We start from the raw sequence: 17,206 nt of genomic DNA on the forward strand, positions 1-17,206 counted from the left end.
TCAGCCGCCGTCAGGTCCGTCGAGTGCCGGGCCACCCACATCCGTCACCAGACCGATCGACGAAAATCCACCCGCGTTCAACGCACCCATGATCTGGGCCACTTGTTCATAGGGCACTGACCCGTCCGCGCGCAGGTAGACCCGGTCATCCGACCGTTCCGCCGCAATCGCCCGCAGCCGCCCCACCAGTTCATCGCGTGAGACCACCGTGGTCTGGATCAGCACCTCGCCATCCGCCGACAGGGTTACTGTCAGCGGTTCTTCGGTTTCCGCAGGCAGCGCCTGCGCCGCCGTCTTGGGCAGTTCCACCGGTACGCCGACCGTCAGCAATGGGGCGGCCACCATGAAGATGATCAGCAACACCAGCATGACGTCCACAAAAGGCGTCACGTTGATTTCGGCCATCGGCTGGGCGCGGCTGCGGCGCGATCCGCGCCGCCGCTTGCCCCCTCCGGATTTGACGACCCCTGCGCCCATCGCTCAGGAATCCAGCTGGCGTGAGAGGATGGTGGCGAACTCGTCGGCAAACGCCTCGTAGTTGCCCACGATCCGGTCCGCATCCGCCGAAAACTTGTTGTAGAAGATCACCGCCGGGATGGCCGCCAGCAGGCCAAGGCCTGTGGCCAACAGCGCCTCTGCGATGCCGGGCGCGACCACCACCAGTGACGTATTCTGCTGCGCCGCGATCTCGATAAAGGCGTTCATGATCCCGAAAACCGTCCCGAACAGCCCGATAAACGGTGCGGTCGAGCCGACCGTCGCCAGCACCGGCAGGCCGCGTTGCAACACGTCGGCCTCTTTCTGGATAGCCACATCCATCGACCTGTCGATCCGGCTTTGGGCATTGGCGATCAGCCCGCCGTCCTCACGGTGGCTGCGACGCCATTCCATCATGCCAGCGGCGAACACCCGTTCAGACCGGCCCTTGGGCTCTGGCCCCAACTGTTCGAACAGTTCATCCAGCGGCTCACCGGACCAGAAGGCGCGGTCGAAGCGCGTCGCCTCGCGCCGCGCCTTGCGGTAGCTGACGAATTTCTCGACGATGATCGCCCAAGCCCAGACCGAGGCCACCATCAGCAACAGCATGACGAGTTTCACCGTCAGCGTCGCGCGCATGAAAAGACCCCAGAAGGAGAAGTCGATCTCCGACGCGAGTGCAAGCGTTCCTGCTTCCATAGACCTGCTCATTTCCTGTCGGCCCCTGTGACCGGGGCTCTGATTACCGCGTTCTTTACCCGATTTGCAGGGGGAACGCTACTGAATAGGCGGCATTCCGCAGGACGCGCCGGACGGGTGTCGGCGCAAATCGGCTAGTGTACCCGCTGCCGCAGTTTGGCCGGCAGGCGCGCGGGATGGCCGTCACGTGTCACGCAGACCGCCGTCACCTCGGCGCGAAAGACAACCTCCTGGCCGCGCAGCACCTCCTGGCCCATGACCAGCCGCACGCCGGTCATGCTGCGCACCGTGGTGCGCACCTCCAGCGCGTCGTCGTATTTCGCGGTCATCAGATAATCCGCCTCGATCCGCCGCACCACAAAGACAATGCCGTCCTGTTCACGCATGACGTTCTGGTCCAGCCCCTGTTCCTTGACCCAGTCCGAGCGCGCACGTTCGATGAATTTCAGGTAGTTGGCGTGGTAGACGATCCCCGCCATGTCGGTATCTTCGTAATAAACACGGATCGGGAAACTGTGCATGCCGGGCTCCTCTCTGGCAGGGTGACCCTAGGCGGGCCAATCCTGAGCGGCAAGCAGCCCGCGCGCCGAATTTCATACGAAACCCAACTCATCGCTTGCGCCGCCCGCCCGCGCTGCGGCTGTGGAACCCCGGCGGACGCCTGGCCACCCAGCTCAGGAATCCCGCCAGATCGGGATGCGCGCGCAGTTTTTCCGGAGTGTTCAGATCGCGGGCAAGTTCGGCCTCGGTAAACCGCGCATGGATTTCGTTGTGGCAGATCTGGTGCAACAGGACCACCGGCCCGCCTTTGCCACCTTTCAGCTTGGGCACAAGGTGATGCAGGCTTTGCCTCGCGCTGCGCGGGATCGGGCGCAGGCAGAGCGGGCAAACAGCCTCCGACGTGTCGTCCATGTCGTCCCCCGGATCGCTGCCCTTGTCCCCACGGCATACATTGGGCAAGAGGATGGGACGACGACGCCAGGGATCAAGCAAAATGAATTTCGACCTCGCCGGCCAGCCTGAATTTGTGCAACAGGCCGCTGCCTATGTGCTGCAAGGATGGGACATCGCCCGCGAATGGCTGATGTCGCCCGCCGCGCGGTCACAGTTCGGCTTGCTGGTCGCGGCCTTTGTGATTGCCTGGCTTTTGACGCGGAAACTGCGCCCCTGGTTGGAACGTGTTCTGACACCAGAGGCCGGGCGGACATCGGTGCTGGCCACGATCCGGCGGTTCTTGCTGATCTTCGTGCCGCTGCTGCTGCCGCTGCTGGCCTTTGCCTTCACCGGCATCGGTGAGGGGCTGACCCGCGCAATCTTTGGCTCCGGCGCGGTGATCGCATTCGGCAAGCGGTTCTTCCTGTTGCTGGCCGCCCGCGTGCTGGTGCGCGAGATCGTCAAGGACGGCTTTCTCAAGGTGCTGGGCCGTCTGATCCTGCTTCCGGTCATGGCGCTGTACACGCTGGGCCTGCTGGACGTGGCGACCGACCGGCTGAACGAGCTGACAGTGAGCCTTGGCAATATCGAATTCACCGCCATGGCGGTGATCCGGGGCTTGATCGCCGGGTCCATTCTGTTCTGGCTGGGCCGCTGGTCCAACGACCAGACGGGTGCCTACATCCACAAACAAGAGGAAATGCGCCCGGCCACCCGCCAGATTGCCGCCAAAGCGGCGGAGTTCGCGATTTTCGGCCTTGCCTTCATGCTGCTGATGAACATCGTCGGCATCCCGCTGACCTCGCTTGCGGTGCTGGGCGGTGCCATCGGTGTCGGCCTTGGCTTTGGCCTGCAAAAGATCGCGTCGAACTACATTTCCGGCATTATCCTGCTGCTTGAAGGGCAGGCCACCGTGGGCGACTACGTCGAACTGGACAACGGACAGGCAGGCACCATCGTCAAGACCACTGCGCGGGCGATGATCCTTGAGACTTACGATGGCCGCTGGATCGTGGTGCCGAATGAGGATTTCATCACCACCCGCATCATCAACTATTCCGATCAGGGCAGCGCCAATCGCTATGAGGCGGATTTCTCGGTCAGCTACAAGACCGACATCAACACCGTCCCCGCCATCGTCGAGGCGGCAGTGGCGCAGCATCCCGGCGTGCTGGCCGCGCCCTATCCCCCCGATTGTGAGCTGCGCGGATTTGGCGACTCAGGTGTGGATTTCGCTGTGGAATTCTGGGTCAACGGCATCGACGACGGGCCGAACAAATACACCTCGGACGTGCTGTTCCTGATCTGGAACGCGCTCAAGGACAACGGGATAGAGATCCCCTATCCGCATCGCGTCGTCGAACTGCATCAGGTGCCCGGACCCGCAGCGCCATGAGCCACGCGCTGGTGATCGGCGGCGGACCGGCCGGGTTGATGGCGGCGGAGGCGCTGTTGTCGGCGGGGCACCGGGTTGTTCTGGCAGAGGCAAAGCCGTCAGTCGGCCGCAAGTTCCTGATGGCCGGAAAATCCGGGTTGAACCTGACCAAGGTCGAGGACGCCGCCGCCTTTCGCGCCGCCTATGCCGGGGCCGCCGCGCCGCTGTCGCCCATGCTGGACGCCTTTGGCCCACAAGAGGTGCAGACCTGGGCCGAGGGGCTGGGTCAGGCCACCTTTACCGGCTCCAGCGGGCGGCTGTTTCCCACCGCGATGAAGGCCTCGCCGTTGCTGCGGGCCTGGCTGGCGCGGCTGGACGGCATGGGGCTGGATCGGCGCACCGGCTGGCGCTGGCAAGGGTGGGCCGAGGAGGGCGGGCTGCGGTTTGATACGCCGGATGGACCTGTCGTTCAGCGCCCGTCGGTCACGGTTCTGGCGCTTGGCGGTGCCAGTTGGGCGCGGCTGGGGTCGGACGGGGTCTGGGCGGATCATTTCCGGGCTGCGGGCCTGCCGGTAGCCCCGTTTGCCGCATCGAGTGCCGGGGTTCTTGTCGATTGGTCGCCGCATATGGCACGCCATTTCGGCGCACCGCTCAAGAACGTGACCTTTCGCGCCGGGGCTTTGGAGAACCGGGGCGAGGCGGTGATTTCCGCGCGGGGGCTGGAGGGGGGCGGGATCTATCCGCTGACCCCGGCCCTGCGCGCGGGCCATGATCTGACGGTTGATCTGTTGCCGGATATTTCGGTGGATGTGCTGGCGGAACGATTGGCGCGGCCGCGTGGCAAACAGAGCCGCGCCAATGCGATCCGCAAGGCGCTGCGGCTGGCCCCGGCGGCGCAGGCCTTGCTGATGGAATTTGCCCGCCCCTTGCCTGATGAGCCTGCCGTTCTGGCCGCGATGATCAAGGCGCTTCCCCTCCCCCATGCGGGGCTGAGGCCGATGGATGAGGCAATCTCGACCGCGGGCGGGGTGCCCTTTGCGGCGCTGGATGAGGGGCTGATGCTGCGGGGAAAACCGGGCTGTTTCTGCGCCGGGGAGATGCTGGATTGGGAGGCCCCGACAGGGGGGTATCTGTTGACGGCCTGTCTTGCCACGGGTCTCTGGGCGGGGCGGCATGCGGCCGCGTGGTTGGCCGCCGCGTAGGGGTCCGCCACAGTGGGCAAGGTTAACGGCCCAACGAAATCAATGGCTTGCAGAGACGAGTTTACCTGACATTAAGATTTCCGCCTATTGCACCGCCTGCCCCGGCGCCCGCCAGAACAGCGAGATACGCCGGTTCAGCGCGCGGCCTGCCTCGGTCCCATTGTCGGCCACGGGCCGGGACGGGCCAAAGCCGACCACGTTCATGGCCCCGGCCCGCACACCGCGTTTGGAGATCTCGACCGCCACCACAACCGCGCGATCGCGGCTGATCGCCCGGTTGGCCGCCTCCGCGCCGAAGGCATCGGTGTGGCCCTCGACCTGCACCTGCAAACCGCCCTCTGACACGCAAACGCGCGCCACGGCGGCCAGCGCGTTGACGCCGCGCACCGATCTGGCGTCCAGCCGGGCAGAGCCGGACAAAAAGCGGACCGGATCCGCGCGTTCGGCCAACAGGCTTTGCCGCGCGCATTCGGCCACCGAGGGCGTGAAATCCAGCACCGGCAACCAGTAGCCCGCCACAAAGACCTGCGCCAAGCCCAGCGCCACATTGCGCCGCGTGGCACCTGCGGGCGGCCTGTCGGACAACGGGCGCAGGCGCAGGGTGTCCTGCGGGTCCAAAACCGCGCGCATCGCCGCGTCGATCTGGGCCAAGTCGACGCCCGGCGACAGCACGGCGTCCAGCGTGATCTGCTCTGGCGTCAGTGTCAGGGTCAGATCCTCAGCCTCTCCCAGCCAGCGTTCCACGGCCAGCAGAACCGCCGTGGCGCGGGGCAAGGGCATGTCCGCGTCACTGCCCGCCTCACCTGCAACATCGGGCAGGCCCAACAGGTCCGGCAGTTCGGCTGCCGCTAAATTGCCGGGCAAGGTGCCCTCAATCCGCGCGCCCATCTGCGGGGCATAGGTGAGGGTTGCGTTCAGCATCAGCCCGTCATCGACCAATGCAACTGTGCGGCGGAAATCCTGCCCCTGGGGGAGCGCCGCCAACAGCCTATCGACCCGCTCGGCGCGGGCCGGATCGGGCAACAGCGCGTCCAATGTGACAGAGCCTTGTTCCAACAGCAGCCGCCCCGCGACGACCTCGCCAAAGGCGGCGCTGACCGCGTCCAGCCCAGCGGTCCAGCCGGTGATATCCGGGTAAAGAGAGTGCCGCAGGCCGGAAACATCCGCGCCCTTGAATGCGGCGGCCAGCGTGTCTTGCGCCAGATCGACTGGCACAACACCCCGGACCGTGACCGTGCCATTGCGCCGCTCAAGGTCCAGCCAAAAGGGTTCTGGATCGGTCAGGGGGATCCGCGACACGTCCAACAGGGTGTCACCGGGCAGATTGGCCCGCAGCGCGTCCAGCGCGCGATCCACCTCCGCGCCGCCGCGCAGGGCAGAGAGGAGCATGGCGGCGGGCGTCACCGTCACCACGCCTTGATCCGCCAGATGCAGAACACGCGCAGCGGCCAGCATATGGGCGGCAAGCGCGGGATAGCCCGGATCGACAGGGCCAACGGTCAGGGTTTCGGCGCGGACGCCCGGCCCGAAGACCTCTGACAGATCCTTGGGGGACAGCGTGGCGGGCAGCTTGCCGCGCAGGCGCACCCCCAGACCCGGCTGCTTTTCCGCGATCAGAACAAAGGGGAGACCATCGTCGCGGGCGGTCAGATCCGATGTGACGGTAATGTCCTTGGGCAGCTCCGCAAGCACATGGTCGATGGCCTCCAGATCGGAGGGCCAGAGCGCCACACCGCTGATCCGGGCCGTGGTGCCTGTCAGCGTGACCTCGGCCCTATCCAGTTGCGCCGCGACCCGCGCCAGCGACAGGACCGCATCATCCCAGCCGTCAATCGCCCCACCACTGGCCAGCGCGATGTCCGTCAGCGGTGCGGCGGTCAGGTCAGCCAGAGCCTCCAGCGTAGCGGCACGGCGCACCTGCCCCGCCAGCGCCATGCCCGCCGCATCCTTTTGCATCGCAAATGTAAACTCTGCGACCTCTGGCAAGACCTCCAGCCGGGCGGTCACGTCTCTGACACCGTCGATCCCGCGCAATCCGCTTTCGATCTGGCGGCGGACCGCGTGGCTCTGAACCCGGCCCGCGACGGCGATGTCGCGGCCCGTGACGGTCAGGGTTGGTGGGTTGGGCAGATCGGCCAGCTGGGCGGTGGCCTGCGCCTGCAACCCCGCCTCTATCGTGGCGTCTTCGCTGGGCACCTGGAACAGGCCAAGCCCCGCCAGTGTCAGAAAGATCACCAGCGCGGCCATCGCCTCGACAAGCGCCCTGGCGGTCATCGGCCTAGATCGCGGCCTTGCGGCTTTCGTCGAGATAGATTTCGCGCAGGCGCAGCGCGCGCGGCCCGGGTGTGCCGGTGCCCAGCGCGACGCCGTCAATCTCGACCACCGGCATCACAAAGGTCGAGGCGGAGGTGATGAACGCCTCATCCGCGCCTTGCGCCTCTTCGATGGTAAAGCTGCGCTCTTCGACCTCCATCTGGGCCTCTTTGGCAAAGCGCAGCACGGCGGCGCGGGTGATCCCGTGCAGGATGTCGTTGGACAGGGCGCGGGTGACGATCCGGTTGCCCTTGATGAAATAGGCGTTGTTGCTGGTGCCTTCGGTGACAAAGCCGTCCTCGACCAGCCATGCGTCGTCGACGCCGGCCTTTTTGGCCATCATCTTGCCCATCGACGGGTACAGCAGTTGCACCGTCTTGATGTCGCGGCGGCCCCAGCGCTGATCGTCAATCGAGATGACCTTGATGCCCTTTTGCGCCGCCGGGCTATTGGCAAGGCCGGGCTTGTTCTGGGTGAACAGGACAATGGTCGAAGGGGTCGTATCGGGGTCAGGAAAGGCGAAATCGCGGTCATCAGGTGCGCCGCGGGTGATTTGCAGGTACACCAGCCCCTCGGTGATGCCGTTGCGGTCGACCAGTTCGCGGTGGATCTGCAGCAGGTCGTCCATCCTGACCGGTGCGCGCATATCCAGCTCATCCAGCGAGCGTTGCAGCCGGGTGGCATGGCCTTGGAAATCGATCAGCTTGCCATCCAGGACCGACGTCACCTCATAGACGCCGTCGCCCATCAGAAAGGCGCGGTCAAAGATCGAGACCTTGGCCTCGTGCTCGGGCAGGTAGTCTCCGTTGACGTAGACGGTGCGGGTCATGGGCGTGGTCCTCGGACAATGTGTTGCGGGTGTTTTAGGCAGGCACCGGACGCGCCGCAAGCCTTTGGCGCGGCGGCGGCGCGGCGGGTGTCAGCCCCACAGCGCGGCCTCGGGCGGGTGAACGCCCTCAGCGTCATAGCGCAGGGGTGTGTCGCGGTCCTCGGCCAGCAGCAGCGGCCCGTCCAGATCGGTGACAGCGGCGCCCTGCGCCAGCAGGACGGCGGGCGCCATCGCCAGCGATGAGCCCACCATGCAGCCAACCATCAGGCCATAGCCCTCGGCCAAGGCGGCCTTGCGCAGGGCCAGCGCCTCTGTCAGCCCGCCGGTCTTGTCCAGCTTGAGGTTGACCATGTCGTACTTGCCCTTGAGCGCAGGCAGGGACGCGCGGTCATGACAGCTTTCGTCGGCGCAGACCGGCACCGGGCGGTCCATCCCGATCAAGGCGGCGTCCTCACCGGCAGGCAAGGGCTGCTCGACCAGCGCCACACCCAACCGCACCAGATGCGGCGCAAGATCGGCGTAGACGGTCGCACTCCACCCTTCATTGGCATCGACGATGATGCGGGCTTCGGGGGCACCGCGCCGCACCGCCTCCAGCCGGGGCATGTCATCAGGCGTGCCCAGCTTGATCTTCAATAAGGGGCGGGCGGCGTGGCGGCGCGCCGCGGCCTCCATGTTGCCAGGCGTGTCCAGCGACAGCGTATAGGCGGTCAGTTCCGGCCCCGGCGGAGGCATGCCGACGAGATCCCAGACCCGGACGCCAGCGGCCTTGGCCTCCAGATCCCACAATGCGCAGTCAACGGCGTTGCGGGCGGCCCCGGCGGGCAGCGCGTCCTGCAGATCCGCGCGAGAGATCCCCTCAGGCAACCCCGCGATCTCAGCCGCCACACTATCCAGCGTCTCGCCATAGCGCGCATAAGGCACACATTCGCCCCGGCCACTCACCCCGCCACGCGTCACCCTTACCGTCAGCACATGTGCCTCGGTCCGGCTGCCGCGCGAAATGGTAAAGGCCTCGGCCAGCTTGAACACGTCTCGCGATACGCTGATGGTCATCTCTGCCGCTCCTGCTTCTTCTCTGTAAGAAATACCCATAGACCACCCCCCCGCGCACGCCACACCCCAGACAATGCGCCCAAAGGGACGGTGGGTGGGGCGCCTTTCGCGCGCAAGCGCGAAACAGCGTCCGGCCAAAGGCCGGACCGCCCGCCGTCAGATGTTTTCCATCGCCTCTGCCAGCCGCTCTGCGCCATGGCGGAACGGATCGACCGTCGGCAGACCCAGTCGGGCCTCGACCTCGGCGCAATAGCTGACCGCCTCGGCCTCTCCCATGTGCTGGGTGTTGATCGACACGCCCACAACCTGACAGTCCGGGTTCGCCACCCGGGCCAGCGCCAGCGACAGGTCGCGCACCTCTTCCAGCGTCGGCAGGGCATAGCCCGGCAGACCGCGCATATGGGTGCGCGTCGGCTCATGGCACAGGATCAGCGCGTCCGGCTGTCCGCCGTGGATCAGCGCCAGCGTCACCCCGGAAAAGCTGACGTGGAACAGGCTGCCCTGCCCCTCGATCACATCCCAATGATCGGCGTCATTGTCAGGCGTCAGATATTCGATCGACCCGGCCATGAAATCCGCCACCACCGCATCCAGCGGCACGCCGTCGCCGGTGATCAGGATGCCGGTCTGGCCCGTCGCGCGAAAGGTGCTTTTCATGCCGCGCGCGCGCATCGCCTTGTCCAGCGCCAGTGTCGTGTACATCTTGCCCACCGAGCAATCAGTGCCTACCGCCAGCACGCGCTTGCCGGTCCGCTTGGTGCCATCGGCAATCGGATACTCGACCTCGGGCACGCGCACATCGTGCAGGGCACGGCCCGTCGCCTCGGCCACGGCTTTCAGATCCGCCTCGGCGCGCAGCAGGTTGTGCAGGCCAGAGGCCAGGTCCAGCCCCTCTTCCAGTGCCGACACCAGCACCTTTTTCCAAGCCTTGCTGATTTTGCCGCCCCGGTTGGCCACGCCGATCACCAGCGTTTTGGCCCCGGCGGCCTTTGCCTCTTCCAATGTCATGTCGGGCAGGCCAAGATCGGCCTTGCAGCCGTCCATGCGGAACTGCCCCACGCAATTTTCCGGCCGCCAGTCGCGGATACCCTGGGCCACCTTGGCCGCAAGCGGATCGGGCGCATCGCCCAGGAACAACAGATAGGGGGTTTCGATCATGGTCGCCTCCGGCATCAGAATTTGCGCGACTCTGCCTCATTTGCCGCGAAACTGCATTGCGTTTCTTCACCTGTGGCGCAATTTCCTCGAAGTAATCTGTGATTTTGACCCGATATGCCGAAGAATCGTGCATGGACGTCCGGTTGTGCGAATGGCCATTCTCTCTTAGCGTATTTCCCCGATTGTCTTTGAAACATCAGAAGGTTGAATATGACAAATTGCCATTTCTCCCGATTTGCGGCGGGTTTGCTGACCGCTGCCGGACTTTCCCTTACGCAGGCCCCGCCCCTGTCGGCCGCGCAATTCCTCGACGGGGGCGATGCGGATCTGGGCTGTATCCTGACCGTTCAGGGCCCGATCAGATCCGGCGACGCGGACGGGTTTCGTGCCGCGCTGGACCGCGTTGTCGGCAATCCCTACGCCGGGGAAAGCGATTTTCTGGATCGCTGGGACCAGGTCGGCGGCCTGGCCGTGCCGCGCATTTGCCTGGACAGCCCCGGCGGGTCATTGGCCGAGGCGCTCAAGATGGCGGATGTTCTGACCGATCAGACTGGCGACAACGGCTATCTTTACAGTGCGATCGGCACCGCGGTGCCGCGCGACGCCACCTGTCATTCCGCCTGCGCGGTCCTGTTCATGGCCGGCGGCACGCAAAGCGAAAGCTCTGGCGGGCGCCTGCCCAACCGCGTCCTGCATGCGCAGGGGTCGCTGGGCTTTCACGCGCCGGGACTGGACATCGCGGACGGCAATTATTCTGCCGAAGCGGTCGACCGCGCCTTTGCCATCGCCGTGCGGTCCATCGGAGAGCTGAGCGACCGGCAGAGCCAGATGCGCTTTCCCGCGACGCTGATGAACCGCATGGTCGCCACCCCGCCCCAGGACATGTATGTCCTGCAAACCGTGGGCGAGGCATCACAGTGGATGATCGACGTCGTCGGGCTGCCTTATCCGGCCAAGGTCTCACGCGGCCATTTCGTCAATGCCTGCCTGAACGCCCAGCCCGGTTTGCGCCCCTCCACCGGCTATTACCAGACCTATGCCACGCGCCATGACGGTCCGGGCCGCAGCTTTTTCAGCGGTCGCCGTCTTGGCGACTACTCGGAAAGCGTTCTGGCGCGGCATTACACGCGCGGCGAGGCAGAGATTGATCTGGGGACGTCGGGTGATTTCGGCGACGCCCGTTTCGTCAGCGACCCCGAACCGGCCGAGGACGGGTTGAATTGCGAGGTGAGCTTTGGCGGGCGCTGGCCGATGGACACGCCCATGCGGGGCAACACGCGGCGGCTGAGCATTTCCTTTGCGCACGGCGATGCCATGGCGCTGGATCAGGCCGCGCTGTATCCGCCCTGGACCCGCTTTGCCGAGCTGGCCGCCCGGCACGGGACCGGCGCAGTGCCTGCCGATGCCACGGTCTGGACGGACCGGCGCAGCCTTGAGACCCGGTGCCTTGTCTACAATTCCGCCGATCGCAAGACCGATGACGACCCCTGCGATGCCGTGGAAACCGCCCGGTTCACGGGCGATGGCACGATGCAGGTCACGGTGGAGTTCACATGGCCCAGCGGGGCCAGTACGGTGGTCCAAATGGACGGCACAGGCCCGCGGATCAACGGCAGTCGCGCGACCAAGCCCTATATCGAGGGGGTCTTTGACATATCGGACCACATGCAGTGCCTGCGCAACAGCGGATCGGGCAATGCCTTCTGCTTTGACATGCGGGCGTATTGATCCGGCCTCTGCCCCTCCTGTCACCCCCTTGTCTCGGGCAACGACAGGGGGATTTTTCTGCACCTGCAAAAAGACCTTGCGGGTCGCCGCGCAGTTTTATAACCCTCACGCCAAGATACACGCAATTTTCTGACCGAGAGGCCCTGAAATGTCGTTCCGCATCCAGCCACCCGCCCCCGCCTGCCCCAACCGCTGCCAATTGTTCGGCCCCGGATCGCGCCCGGCCATCTTTGAAAAGATGGCGGCCAGCGCGGCGGATGTCATCAACCTTGACCTTGAGGATTCGGTGGCCCCCTCGGACAAGGACAGTGCGCGCGCCAATGTCATCAAGGCGCTGTCGGAGATTGATTGGGGCAAAAAGACCCTGTCGGTGCGCATCAACGGGCTCGACACGCCATACTGGTATCGCGACGTGGTGGATCTGCTGGAACAGGGCAGCGAACGTCTTGACCGGATCATGATCCCCAAGGTCGGCTGCGCCGGGGATCTCTATGCGGTGGACGCGCTGGTGACGGCCATTGAGCGCGCCAAGGGCCGGGAAAAGCCGGTCAAGTTCGAGGTCATCATCGAAAGCGCCGCGGGCATCGCCCATGTGGAGGAAATCGCCGCCGCGTCGCCCCGGCTGGAGGCGATGAGCCTTGGCGCGGCTGATTTTGCCGCCTCGATGGGCATGGCGACCACCGGCATCGGTGGCACGCAGGAAAACTACTACATGGTCCGCGAGGGCGCGAAACACTGGTCCGACCCGTGGCACTGGGCGCAGGCCGTGATTGTCGCCGCCTGCCGCACCCATGGCGTGCTGCCGGTTGACGGGCCGTTTGGCGACTTCAGCGATGACGAAGGCTTCCGCGCGCAGGCGCTGCGCTCCGCCACGCTGGGCATGGTCGGCAAATGGGCGATCCACCCGAAACAGGTCGCCCTGTCAAATGAGGTCTTCACCCCGTCCGAGGCGGCGGTAAACGAGGCGCGCGAGATCCTTGCCGCCATGGAAGAGGCCAAAGCCAAAGGCGAAGGCGCAACCGTCTACAAGGGTCGCCTGGTCGACATCGCCAGCATCAAGCAGGCCGAGGTGATCGTGCGCCAGTCCGAGATGATCGCCGGTCAATAGGATCGGTTGCGGCGCGGTCCGGGATGGGCCGCGCCCCTTACGCCCGCTCATCCTTGGGCGACCCCATCACCACATAGGACGTCAGCGTGCGCACCTGCGGCAGCGCGCCCAGAATATCGGTGTGGAAATACTTGTAGGCGATCAGGTCGGCGACCTCGACCCGCAGCATGTATTCCACCGGGCCGGTGATGTTGTGGCACTCACGCACCTGCGGTGCCGCCGCCATCGCCCGCTCAAACGCCTCTTGCGCCGGTTTGGTATGCTGGTTCAGCCCGACGGTGATATAGGCGACAAAACCGATGCCGATCTTGTCGGCGCTCAGCACGGCGCGATAGCCACTGATCACCCCGGATTTCTCCAGCGCGGCGGTGCGGCGCAGACAGGCCGAGGGCGACAGCCCTACGCGGTCGGCCAGCGCAAGGTTGCTGAGCCGCCCATCGGCAGAGAGTTCGCGCAATATCTTGCGGTCAAGGGCATCCATGTCGCTCATGGATTGCACAGATACGTCAAATACGCCGCAGAATGCAATTTCATGCCGCCGCTTCGGTGCATTTATTGCGCCATGACACCTGAACTCCTCCTTGCGCTTGCGCTGTTTGCCGCCGCCACCGTGTTTTCACCGGGGCCGAACAACCTGATGCTGATGACATCTGGGGCCAATTTCGGCCTGCGCCGATCGTTGCCGCACCTGGCGGGGGTGGCCTACGGCTTTCCGCTGATGATCCTGCCGGTGGGTCTGGGGGTGATGCAGGTGTTCGAGGTCTGGCCCCCCGCCTACACGCTGCTCAAGGTCATTTCTGTCGCCTATCTGCTGTGGCTGGCATGGAAAATCGCCCATCAGGCCGCCCCCGGAGAGGCCCGCACCAATGCCCGCCCGCTCAGCTTTGCGCAGGCTGCCGCCTTTCAATGGGTCAACCCCAAGGCGTGGTCGATGGCGCTGGGGGCCATCACGCTTTACGCCGCCAGCCGCGATCTGGCGGCGGTGGCCTGGGTGTCGGCCACTTATGCGGTGATCGGCACCGCCTCTGCCGTCACATGGACCATGCTGGGCACCGGGCTGCGCCGCTGGCTGGCGGACCCGCGCCGCCTGCGCCTCTTCAACTGGACCATGGCGGCGCTGCTGCTGGCCGCCATGGCACCGGTCCTGCTGGGCTAGGCACCCGCCAGCGGCACATGGATCTCCGTTATCAGATCGGCCGGCGCAGTGTCGCTCGGGTCGTTGAGATACACCTCATAGGGCGGGGTATCGGCGGGGGCCGCGCCGCTTTGCGGCAGGGCGGTGCAATACAGATGATCCCAGGCCGCCTGTAGCCCGGAATAGGGGCCCTTGAGCGTCAAAACCGCATGACGCCCCCCCGGCAAAAGCACCTCTTCAAGGTCAGATGGCATCGACACCCCGTCCACCACGATAACACCGGCATGGCTGCGCAACTCGGCTTCGGCGACGTCGGCGGGACTGTCATAGTAGACGCCCACCATGCCGCGCGCATGGCCCCACAGGTTCTGTGCGGTAAAGACCGCCGCGACCTGCTGAAAGGCGCGACCAATCTCTGGATAAGCGCCCTTGTGCGGCAATGCGGCCAGCCGTTGGGGGGCGCAGTCTCGGATTTCAAAGGGATACATCTGAGGAACTCCTTGTCTGAGGATCGGGGATTGCGGATCGGGACGCCCGGCGGCGCGAAAGGCCGCAGGCGTCATGCCGTAGTGTCGCTGAAACACGCGGGCAAAGCTGTCGGGGTTGTCATAGCCGGCCTGAGCCGCCACCTGCGCCACCGGCCAATCGGTTTGCACCAGCCAACAGGCGGCGCGATGGGCGCGAATGCGGCGCACCGCCTGGGCGCAGGTTTCTCCGGTCATGGCGTGATGCACCCGGTGCCAATGGAACCGCGACATCGCCGCCACATCCGCCAGCGCATCCAGCGAAAGATCGCCCGCCGGATTGTCAAAAATGTACTGGATCACGCGGCGCAGACGGTCCTCATAGGGATGCGCCTCTTTGGTTTCTTCTCTGTTCAAATACCCATCTCCCACGGCGCGACCGGGCCTGACATCTGCATAACGCGGGACAGATCGACAAATCTTGCTTTATTGCATCCGGAACGCGGCAAGGTCATATAGCGGCGTGCAAGGAGACGCCGATGACCCATTACCTCGACTTCGAAAAACCTCTGGCAGACATCGAAGGCAAGGCCGAAGAATTGCGCGCCATGGCCCGGAACAATGAGGACATGGATGTCGAGGCCGAGGCCGCCGCGCTGGACGGCAAGGCCAAGACCCTGCTCAAGGACCTGTATGCCAAGCTGACGCCGTGGCGCAAATGCCAGGTCGCGCGGCATCCCGAACGTCCCCATTGCAAGGATTACATCGAGGCGCTGTTTACCGAATTCACTCCGTTGGCGGGTGATCGCAACTTTGCCGAGGATGAGGCCATCATGGGCGGACTGGCCCGTCTGGACGACCGGCCCGTCATGGTGATCGGTCACGAAAAGGGCCATGACACCAATTCGCGCATCACCCGCAATTTCGGCATGGCCCGGCCAGAGGGCTATCGCAAGGCGCTGCGCCTGATGGACATGGCGGATCGGTTCGGCCTGCCCGTGGTCACATTGATCGACACGCCCGGCGCCTATCCCGGCAAGGGCGCCGAGGAACGCGGCCAGTCCGAGGCCATCGCGCGCTCGACCGAAAAGTGCCTGCAAATCGGCGTGCCGCTGGTGTCTGTGGTGATCGGCGAAGGCGGCTCTGGCGGGGCGGTGGCCTTTGCCACAGGCAACCGCGTGGCGATGCTGGAACACGCGGTCTATTCGGTGATCTCGCCCGAGGGCTGCGCCTCGATCCTGTGGAAGGACGCCGACAAGATGCGCGAGGCCGCCGAGGCATTGCGCCTGACCGCGCAGGATCTGCACCAGTTGGGGGTCTGCGACCGCATCATCCCGGAACCGCTGGGCGGTGCCCATCGCGCGCCGGGGGTCACGATCGACGCGGTGCGCACCGCGCTCAACGCGCTGTTGCTGGATCTGGACGGCATGAGCCGCGAGGATCTGATCCGCACCCGCCGGGACAAGTTCCTGAACCTCGGCTCCAAGGGACTGGCGGCCTGATCCGATGCTGGACGGGCTGGACCGGGTGGAGTGGGCCCGCCTGACACATGGCCACGGCCCGGCCACCGATGTTCCCGCCGCGCTGCGGGCGCTGGCGCTGGGTGGCGCATCGCAGGCCGCGCGCGCCCTTGCCACGCTGGACGATACGCTCTGCCATCAGGGTCGTTGTTATGGCGGCACGGTGGCGGCGATCCCGTTCCTTGCGGAACTGGCGCTGCGGCCCGGGCCGCGCACCCCCGGCCTGCTACACCTGCTGCGCGCCATTGCCGCGCCGTCCTGCGCGCGGATGTTGGCGCAGGGCCAGAGCACCCGCGCCTTTTACGCCGATGTGACCGGCAGTGCGACGGACCGCGATAACACCGGCGCCGCCTCTGGCACCTCGCGTCATGTCGATGCCGAATGCCACTCCGCCGTCGCCCGCGCCTTGCCGCAGCTTTTGCCCCTGCTGGACAGCGACGCCCCCGCACAGGTGGCGGCGATGCTGATGTTGCTGGCCGAATTTCCGGCGGCGGGGACCGACACTGCACCGCGCATCTTCGCCGCGATCAAACGGTCCGGCACACCGACGGTCCGACGCGCCGGATTGGCGACGCTGGGTCAGCTGTCGCGCTCTGTCGAGGTGGACCCCGCTGATCCGCACCTGCGGCGCTGGCTGGACCCGGCGCAGCCGCTGCCGATCCGGGTCGAGGCGGCGCTGAGCATGACCGTCAAGGAAGCAGCCCGGCGCGACGTTCTGCTGGAGGGATTGCGCCACAGCGATGCGCTGTACCAGTCCGACACGGCGGACCGCGCGCTGTTTCCGCGCCCCGGCTGGACAGCGGACCGGGTTGCAACCTGCCTAGCCCGCTGGCGCGGCGACGATGCGCACCGGGTCGAAACGGCCAAAGCGATCATCACCGCCCTGCCGCGGGCCCGCGCCGCGGGGACCGCAACCACCGGGCAGGTTCGTGCCCTGTTGGCCGTGCTGGCGGACGGTGCGCCCATCGAGGGCCTGTTCCGGGGCCGCCGCCGGTCCCGGCTGTCAGAGCTTGACCGGCAGGCGCTGCAGGCCATCGCCGCGCAGGGCGACTGGATCACCGGGGACACCCGGAATGCCGCGTTTGCCGACATGATGCACCGCTGCGGCCTGCCCGACACTGCCCGCGATCTTGCCCGTTTTGCCATCCGGCCCGGTGTGTTGGCCCGCCTGCTGCGGCGCTGACCTGTCATATTCCCCCACGCGAGCGT

17 protein-coding genes are annotated in these 17,206 nt (G+C 65.8%); 7 read left to right on the top strand and 10 right to left on the bottom strand.

Annotated elements, in window-relative coordinates; genetic code table 11:
• The 4 genes from tolR to CHB90_RS07985 form a co-directional block, all read right to left on the bottom strand.
• Window positions 1-477 (bottom strand): protein TolR, encoded by a 477-nt coding sequence (gene tolR, locus CHB90_RS07970; RefSeq protein WP_089277334.1) that lies wholly within the window; start codon window positions 475-477, stop codon window positions 1-3.
• 3 nt (window positions 478-480) lie between these two features.
• Entirely contained in the window at window positions 481-1,176 is a 696-nt protein-coding gene (tolQ, locus tag CHB90_RS07975; RefSeq protein WP_089277335.1) for a protein TolQ, read from the bottom strand.
• A gap of 134 nt (window positions 1,177-1,310) precedes the next feature.
• Complete coding sequence (gene ybgC / locus CHB90_RS07980) at window positions 1,311-1,697, bottom strand: tol-pal system-associated acyl-CoA thioesterase (RefSeq protein ID WP_089277336.1); 387 nt, start codon at window positions 1,695-1,697, stop codon at window positions 1,311-1,313.
• 88 nt (window positions 1,698-1,785) lie between these two features.
• The gene (locus CHB90_RS07985) at window positions 1,786-2,088 is read right to left on the bottom strand and encodes an HNH endonuclease (RefSeq protein ID WP_089277337.1); all 303 of its coding nucleotides are present in this window, start codon (window positions 2,086-2,088) and stop codon (window positions 1,786-1,788) included.
• Between the two features lie 82 nt (window positions 2,089-2,170).
• Here CHB90_RS07985 and CHB90_RS07990 point away from each other — a divergent pair, with 82 nt between their 5' ends.
• Both CHB90_RS07990 and CHB90_RS07995 read left to right on the top strand, forming a co-directional pair.
• A complete protein-coding gene (locus CHB90_RS07990; protein WP_089277338.1) occupies window positions 2,171-3,505 on the top strand; it encodes a mechanosensitive ion channel family protein in 1,335 nt (444 codons plus the stop codon).
• Complete coding sequence (locus CHB90_RS07995) at window positions 3,502-4,686, top strand: TIGR03862 family flavoprotein (RefSeq protein ID WP_089277339.1); 1,185 nt, start codon at window positions 3,502-3,504, stop codon at window positions 4,684-4,686. The genes CHB90_RS07990 and CHB90_RS07995 overlap by 4 nt, the downstream gene beginning before the upstream one ends.
• An 84-nt stretch (window positions 4,687-4,770) precedes the next feature.
• Here CHB90_RS07995 and CHB90_RS08000 read toward each other — a convergent pair whose 3' ends face one another.
• The 4 genes from CHB90_RS08000 to dgcN all read right to left on the bottom strand — a co-directional run bounded on the left by CHB90_RS08000 (window position 4,771) and on the right by dgcN (window position 10,042).
• Entirely contained in the window at window positions 4,771-6,960 is a 2,190-nt protein-coding gene (locus CHB90_RS08000) for an OmpA family protein (RefSeq protein WP_089277340.1), read from the bottom strand.
• 4 nt (window positions 6,961-6,964) lie between these two features.
• Window positions 6,965-7,828 carry a D-amino-acid transaminase gene (locus CHB90_RS08005; protein ID WP_089277341.1) on the bottom strand — a complete coding sequence of 288 codons (864 nt, stop codon included), beginning with the start codon at window positions 7,826-7,828 and terminating at the stop codon, window positions 6,965-6,967.
• Window positions 7,829-7,918: 90 nt separating this feature from the next.
• A complete protein-coding gene (dgcA, locus tag CHB90_RS08010; protein ID WP_089277342.1) occupies window positions 7,919-8,884 on the bottom strand; it encodes an N-acetyl-D-Glu racemase DgcA in 966 nt (321 codons plus the stop codon).
• A gap of 156 nt (window positions 8,885-9,040) precedes the next feature.
• Complete coding sequence (gene dgcN / locus CHB90_RS08015; RefSeq protein ID WP_089277396.1) at window positions 9,041-10,042, bottom strand: N-acetyltransferase DgcN; 1,002 nt, start codon at window positions 10,040-10,042, stop codon at window positions 9,041-9,043.
• 210 nt (window positions 10,043-10,252) lie between these two features.
• Here dgcN and CHB90_RS08020 point away from each other — a divergent pair, with 210 nt between their 5' ends.
• Both CHB90_RS08020 and CHB90_RS08025 read left to right on the top strand, forming a co-directional pair.
• Window positions 10,253-11,770 (top strand): COG3904 family protein, encoded by a 1,518-nt coding sequence (locus tag CHB90_RS08020; RefSeq protein WP_089277343.1) that lies wholly within the window; start codon window positions 10,253-10,255, stop codon window positions 11,768-11,770.
• A gap of 148 nt (window positions 11,771-11,918) precedes the next feature.
• Window positions 11,919-12,878, top strand: a complete 960-nt coding sequence (locus CHB90_RS08025) for an L-malyl-CoA/beta-methylmalyl-CoA lyase (protein ID WP_089277344.1) — start codon at window positions 11,919-11,921, stop codon at window positions 12,876-12,878.
• A 37-nt stretch (window positions 12,879-12,915) separates the two neighbouring features.
• Here the strand turns inward: CHB90_RS08025 and CHB90_RS08030 are convergent, their stop codons facing one another.
• Entirely contained in the window at window positions 12,916-13,368 is a 453-nt protein-coding gene (locus CHB90_RS08030; protein ID WP_089277397.1) for an Lrp/AsnC family transcriptional regulator, read from the bottom strand.
• Window positions 13,369-13,440: 72 nt separating this feature from the next.
• Between CHB90_RS08030 and CHB90_RS08035 the strand changes: the two genes are divergently transcribed.
• Window positions 13,441-14,034 (top strand): LysE family translocator, encoded by a 594-nt coding sequence (locus CHB90_RS08035; RefSeq protein ID WP_089277398.1) that lies wholly within the window; start codon window positions 13,441-13,443, stop codon window positions 14,032-14,034.
• On the opposite strand, the gene CHB90_RS08040 is transcribed toward CHB90_RS08035, so the two are convergent.
• Window positions 14,031-14,894, bottom strand: coding sequence for an AraC family transcriptional regulator (locus tag CHB90_RS08040; RefSeq protein WP_089277345.1), 864 nt, complete (start codon window positions 14,892-14,894; stop codon window positions 14,031-14,033). The genes CHB90_RS08035 and CHB90_RS08040 overlap by 4 nt on opposite strands.
• A 122-nt stretch (window positions 14,895-15,016) precedes the next feature.
• Here CHB90_RS08040 and CHB90_RS08045 point away from each other — a divergent pair, with 122 nt between their 5' ends.
• Together CHB90_RS08045 and CHB90_RS08050 are read left to right on the top strand one after the other, a co-directional pair.
• A complete protein-coding gene (locus tag CHB90_RS08045) occupies window positions 15,017-15,979 on the top strand; it encodes an acetyl-CoA carboxylase carboxyltransferase subunit alpha (RefSeq protein WP_089277346.1) in 963 nt (320 codons plus the stop codon).
• A 4-nt stretch (window positions 15,980-15,983) separates the two neighbouring features.
• Window positions 15,984-17,180 (top strand): hypothetical protein, encoded by a 1,197-nt coding sequence (locus CHB90_RS08050; RefSeq protein WP_089277347.1) that lies wholly within the window; start codon window positions 15,984-15,986, stop codon window positions 17,178-17,180.
• Window positions 17,181-17,206 lie beyond the last annotated feature (26 nt).

This window comes from Antarctobacter heliothermus (assembly GCF_900188425.1).
Lineage (GTDB): Bacteria > Pseudomonadota > Alphaproteobacteria > Rhodobacterales > Rhodobacteraceae > Antarctobacter > Antarctobacter heliothermus.